Raw genomic sequence first — 5736 nt, forward strand, 5'->3', positions numbered from 1 at the left:
ATCATCGGCGCAATTGTCCAAAAAAGAGTATCTGCTCATCGAACTTCTTTTAAATAAAAAGCAGCTCATTATCCCCTATGATGTCATCGAATCGTTGGTTTGGCAGGATGGTTTGATGAGTATGGATGCCCTTCGAACATTAGTGCGCGGTATTCGTAAAAAAAGCTACCCGAATATTATTTCCAATGTAAATGGAATCGGCTATAAAATCGATCTCTAATCAGTTAACCTTAATACGTTACAATTTTCGCTATTTTTATCTAAGAGGTGATCGCGTGAAAGCTTTCGTATGTACCCTTTTTATTCTACTCTTTGTATCCGGCTGTTCCGCTACGTGGAGCGGCGTACAGCAAGACACTACCGATGCCGTCCAATGGACCAAAGGGCAAGTCAACCAAGGTGCCAATTACGTGAAAGATAAAACGGAATAAAGTTCTGTTTTAGGGTTGTCGAATACTCTCTGAGGGCTCTCCGAAGTAATACCCCTGAGAAAAATCGACCTCCAGCTCTTTCACTTTTTCACACACGTTTTTAGAGTGTACAAATTCTGCAACGGTCTGAATGTTCATACTTTTCGCGAAATTGACAATCGATTTGGTAATCATTTGAGAGCTTGGGTCATTGTCGATATTTTTAATCATCGATCCGTCTATCTTGATGTAATCCACTTTGAGTTTCATCAGATACTCAAAATTTGAATACCCCGTCCCGAAATCATCGATAGAAATTTTCACACCGTATTTTTTAACACTCTCAATAAATTCCAGGACTTGATCAAAATTCTCAATCCCCTCAGACTCTATAATCTCAAACACAATCTTCTTCCCGATGGAAAACTCTTCGAGTTTTCTAAGGATAAAATGATGTATTTCTTTGTTTAAAATATCTTCTACCGAAAGATTGATGGATACGAGATACGGTAAATTTTCGAACCGTTTAAACGTTTTATCAATGATGATTTTGGTCAATTGATGATAAAGCTTATTCTTTTTCGCAAGCTCCAAAAAATGGACAGGAGCTATATACTCCCCCTTATCATCTATCATCCGCATAAGCGCTTCGTATTTGACGATTTTCTCTGTTTTAGTATCGACTATAGGCTGAAAAACCGGTACGATTTTGTCCTCTTCGATCGCTTTTTTAAGTCGTTTCGTCCAGTCAAAATTTTTCTCATACTCTTTTGCCATTGCCATAGTTTCATCATAGATTAAAAAGTTCTTTTTACTTTTTTTGGCCAATTTAAGGGCGATATCCGCATTCATCAGCAATTGCTCAGAACCATGAGACACCCCAATCGTTGCACTGAGGCTCACTTCGCTTTTATCGTCAATCTTAAAACTTTTATTCTCAATTTTTTCACTGATATAGGCTACAAAAATCTTAAATTCATTGATATCCATCCCGTTAGTGCACAAATGGGCAAACTCATCCGAATGGAGACGGTATATCCCCTCTTTGACCGGAATAATCTCTTTTAAATAGAGGGCAAAATCGATTAAAATCGAATCTCCTACATGATCCCCGTATAAATCGTTAATCTCCTGAAATGCATCAATGTTGATAATCATTAAAAAAACACTCTTATTCTCTTCGAGCTTCTCGGTCAGCTTTCTCCTATTTTCCAATCCGGTTAGCGTGTCATAATAAAATTGATGTTCTATCGAATCGAGCATCGTGTTAAACACATTTTTGATCGAATCGATCTCTTCAATATTATCATTCACCTCCACCCGTTTTTTCATATCCTGAGAAGCCGTTATGTTTTTAATGACATTTGAAAAGTTTTTAATCGGTTTAATCAAATACTGATTCAATTCGATAAAGATTGCAATAAAGACCACCAAAGAAAAAATTACGATAAAAATAATAAAAAAGTTGATCATCTCCGTCAGCGAAATTTTTAAATCGTCTATCGGATACGAAACATCAATGACCCCTAATACATCCCCTGCCTTTGCATTGGTATGACATTTTAGACAATTGTTTTTAGCCACAACCGGATAATAGTATTCGATCACTTCAGAGTTTGAAATATTTAAAACTTCTTCTCCGCTAATGGCTTTTGCAATATCGTGATCCGATTCTCTGGCCAACTTGTCTTTTTCTATTTCACCGAACAGTTCTGCCACTCTTGCACTTCGATAAACATTAACTTTCATGTGTTCGTCAACACCATTAAGCCGGGTGATGATCTCTTCTAAATCGTCTTTATTCCAACCTCTCTGCATCGCAGAATAAAGGGCTTCAAAAACAAGCATACTCGTTTTTTTGGCATCTACATGGGCGAGATTGCTAATCGCATCCCGTTTCATATACTCCCCATAAAAATAGGCGGCTATAAGGGTCAAAAACATCGTAATAAAAATAATTTTGGCGGCAATCTTCGTATAGCTTGTTTTATGTGACATTTCGACCTCATAATTCATAAAAATAAATGATCTTTAATTTTCTGTGTTAATCACTTAATTTATTTTTTATATTAATTTATTTTATCATATCAAATGCTATTTTTTTACCCGTTATGTAACTTTTGTTACGCTGATATCGCTTTTTTAGCTCTACAATACGGAGACTGAATCTCAAGGATTTCCTATGTGTCTTATACTTACCCTGGCCTTTATCTTTGCTACCCTTGCATTCTTTTCACACGGGTTAATACCTCAGGCAATTATGAGCGGAGTTATCGCTTCCCTCTCCCTCTTTTTTTTCATCCGCAAACTCATAACCAACGGCCGTTGTATTTTCGGAAAAGATCGTGACTGTAACAAACCCTAAGTGCGCTACGCTACAATTTCACCTTTTAATGAAGGTGTTATCAATGCAAAAATTTTTCCTCTTTTTTCTACTCGTTGTTGCTGTAACCCTTTTTGCCGATGAGCCTGTACAATGGGGTGAAAACGTAACCGGAGTCGTCACGACATTTAATACTCCTAAAAAAGAGATAGCCCTCACCTTTGATGCGTGCGGGGGAAGTTTTCGCAGTTCCCAGTACGATGAGGGGCTGATCAATTTTCTGAGTGAGAACCGTATTCCGGCTACACTGTTTATCAACTCACGATGGATACACACTAACCCCGAAATTTTCCAGAAACTCTCAGCCAATCCCCTCTTTGAGATTGCCAACCACGGCACCGCACATCGCCCGCTCTCGGTGAACGGCAAAAGTATTTACAACATTCCCGGTACCGCTTCTGCTGAAGAGGTTGCCCATGAAATCAACGCTAATGCCGATCTGATCGAAAAGCTCACCGGCAAACGTCCCCGCTTTTTCCGTTCCGGCACCGCCTATTATGATGAGCACTCCGTTGCCATTGCCCATAAAAATGGCGTCGAAATCGCCGGGTTCAGCGTTTTAGGGGATGCGGGAGCAACCTTTAGCGCATCCAAAGTGACCCAACAGCTCATGAGTTCCCGTAGCGGCGATATTCTCCTGTTTCACATGAACCATCCCGAAGGAGGAACACGAGAGGGGATCATCGAAGGTATTGCTAAACTCCAAGAGAGCGGTTTCAGTTTCGTCCGTCTCAGCGATGTCAAAGAGCATCTCAATCGCCTACCTTAGCGCTAAGTGTGCTACAATATTTTTAGAAAGAGAGGTGAACTATGTCTTTTAATCTAAAATTTCTCTCCGGCGAATCGTGGCCATTCTCACTGTTCCTCTTTATTGCAGCCTTGAGTATCTTTATTCTCCTTGCTCACTACCTGCGAAACGATCACGTCGTCTATTTTGATCAGACGATTCTGACGTGGTTTCATGCGATCCGTCATCCCTATCTGGACCATTTTTTCTCCACGATCACGTGGATGGGATCGTTATGGATCCTTTTGCCCCTCTATCTTCTATTGACTTTTACCCTAAGCCCCCACATAGAGCATTTTGAAAAAATCTTGGGAATCACCTTTTGGGGAACCGTGATCACCGTCTACGCACTCAAATTTGAATTTGAACGCAAACGTCCTCTTTTTTTCGGAGCGATTAATGAACTTCCTCTCGATCCTTCGTTTCCGAGTGCCCATACCGCTCAGATCACCGCATTCGCCCTTGGGCTTTCTCTGGCGCTCATCGGCACTCAAACGCTCTATCAAAGTGTACTATCCTCACTTCTTTTACTACTTGTTGTGTCCGTTTCCGCCTCACGGATGTACCTCCAAGTCCATTTTCCGACCGATATCTTGGCGGGGATGCTCATCGCCTTCATATGGGCCATTATTACGGGTTGGATTGTTAAAACGGGGGTATTGGGATGAAAAACAAATTTTTAGAGACGGGGGAACACGGCTATCATCCGCTGCGAAAATTCAGAATTATCCTCTCAGGTCTCCGTTTTGCCGTTATTTACGATTTTAGTGTTTTATACAAAATCATCATCTCCGCCCTTCTTCTCATTCCGGTTATACTCTATAAAGAGTGGATTGATGCTTCTTTGATCATTCTAGCGACAGGGGTTATGATCGCGGGAGAAGTTTTTAATACGGCGATCGAAGCGGTATGCGATTTTATGGAAACACGCTGCAATGAAAAAATTCGCATTATCAAAGATATTGCAGCCGCAGCCGCAGGAATCACTATATTTACGTGGGTAGCCGTTTTAGTGATCGAATTGATAAAAGTGCTTCCCCATCTTACCAATTGATGCTCTCTCTTTTTATGTAACTCAGGTTACAGACACCTCTAGCTTCAAAGCGTTACAATGCTCCTACAAATTTCGAGAATCACATTCTCGACCAAGGAGTTTATAATGGTATGTAACATAGGGATGATCGATCGTATTCTACGCATCAGTGCCGGGCTGGCTCTTATTGTGTGGGCGATGATAAGCGGTAACGTTTTCGGCTATGTCGGGATTGTTTTACTACTGACAGGAGCTATGAGTCTCTGTCCTCTTTATTCATTGCTTGGAATCAATACAGGCTGTAAACCAAAACACGAATCATAATGTTGTGTTATAATGCCTCAAACTCCTTGAGGCATTTATATGGAACTTTCAGCATTTACTTTTTTCTCCCATCTATCCTCGGAACTTCAACAGTTTGTCCATGCTCACGCCCGTCCGATCACCGTCTCAAAAAACACGATTTTATTTTATCAAGGTGATGTATGCACGGATATCCTCTTTTTGACCGAGGGAAATGTCCGTCTCTATATCCAAGGCGAAGGGATCGAAGAGATCACCCTCTATACACTCAAACCGCTCGAACAATGCGTCGTCAACACCGCTAGCCTTGTCTCCCAAAACGTTGCCATCGGAACCGCCATCACAGAGAGTGATATCAGCGGCTATCTCCTCGATTATGAATCGATCCGCTCTCTCATGTCTCAAAGCCCGGAGTATCTCAGTTTCATATTTTCCCTCTTTACCGTCCGTCTCGCATCGCTGGCTACGCTCGTGGAGGATATCAAATTCAAACGTCTCGATGTACGTTTACTCGAATGGCTCGCACATCAGGAAAACAGCCGTATCGAAATGACCCATGAGCAGATTGCAACGCAGCTGGGGACCTCACGCGTCGTGATCAGCCGACTGCTGAAAGATTTAGAACACAAAGGAAAAGTCCATCTGGAACGCGGAGCGATAGAGCGGTTAGCGTAACACTTTAGCGAGATTTTAATGAGGCAGAAAAAATAATGATCCAAACCCACCCTAAAACAAGTTCAAATCCCACAAAAGAGACTATCTTCAGATAAGCAAAACTTTCTAACCCTTGAGCTATAGCAACCGGGCTCAGTTGATCGAG

General features: G+C 41.3%; 9 protein-coding genes. 8 read left to right on the forward strand and 1 reads right to left on the reverse strand.

The genetic code is table 11. The annotated features are described in order from the left end of the window. Both A3G19_RS05475 and A3G19_RS05480 read left to right on the forward strand, forming a co-directional pair. Positions 1-220, forward strand: a 220-nt coding sequence (locus A3G19_RS05475) for a helix-turn-helix domain-containing protein (RefSeq protein WP_294871057.1), incomplete at its 5' end; no start/stop codon positions are given. Between the two features lie 55 nt (positions 221-275). Further along, positions 276-431 carry a hypothetical protein gene (locus tag A3G19_RS05480; protein ID WP_294871060.1) on the forward strand — a complete coding sequence of 52 codons (156 nt, stop codon included), beginning with the start codon at positions 276-278 and terminating at the stop codon, positions 429-431. Between the two features lie 9 nt (positions 432-440). On the opposite strand, the gene A3G19_RS05485 is transcribed toward A3G19_RS05480, so the two are convergent. Further along, on the reverse strand, positions 441-2408 hold the full coding sequence (locus A3G19_RS05485; protein ID WP_294871062.1) for a GGDEF domain-containing phosphodiesterase: 1968 nt from the start codon (positions 2406-2408) through the stop codon (positions 441-443). A 184-nt stretch (positions 2409-2592) separates the two neighbouring features. On the opposite strand from A3G19_RS05485, the gene A3G19_RS05490 reads away from it, so the two are divergent. The 6 genes from A3G19_RS05490 (at position 2593) to A3G19_RS05515 (ending at position 5591) form a co-directional block, all read left to right on the forward strand. Further along, positions 2593-2775 (forward strand): hypothetical protein, encoded by a 183-nt coding sequence (locus tag A3G19_RS05490; protein ID WP_015652825.1) that lies wholly within the window; start codon positions 2593-2595, stop codon positions 2773-2775. 43 nt (positions 2776-2818) lie between these two features. Beyond that, positions 2819-3562, forward strand: coding sequence for a polysaccharide deacetylase family protein (locus A3G19_RS05495; RefSeq protein WP_294871065.1), 744 nt, complete (start codon positions 2819-2821; stop codon positions 3560-3562). Between the two features lie 41 nt (positions 3563-3603). After that, positions 3604-4248 carry a phosphatase PAP2 family protein gene (locus A3G19_RS05500; protein ID WP_015652823.1) on the forward strand — a complete coding sequence of 215 codons (645 nt, stop codon included), beginning with the start codon at positions 3604-3606 and terminating at the stop codon, positions 4246-4248. Further along, positions 4245-4634, forward strand: coding sequence for a diacylglycerol kinase (locus A3G19_RS05505; protein WP_015652822.1), 390 nt, complete (start codon positions 4245-4247; stop codon positions 4632-4634). The genes A3G19_RS05500 and A3G19_RS05505 overlap by 4 nt, the downstream gene beginning before the upstream one ends. Before the next feature lie 105 nt (positions 4635-4739). Continuing rightward, positions 4740-4937, forward strand: coding sequence for a DUF2892 domain-containing protein (locus A3G19_RS05510; protein WP_015652821.1), 198 nt, complete (start codon positions 4740-4742; stop codon positions 4935-4937). A 39-nt stretch (positions 4938-4976) separates the two neighbouring features. Then, positions 4977-5591: a Crp/Fnr family transcriptional regulator gene (locus A3G19_RS05515; RefSeq protein WP_015652820.1), complete on the forward strand. Its 615-nt coding sequence runs from the start codon at positions 4977-4979 to the stop codon at positions 5589-5591. Positions 5592-5736 lie beyond the last annotated feature (145 nt).

The organism is Sulfuricurvum sp. RIFCSPLOWO2_12_FULL_43_24 (assembly GCF_001829605.1).
GTDB lineage: Bacteria > Campylobacterota > Campylobacteria > Campylobacterales > Sulfurimonadaceae > Sulfuricurvum.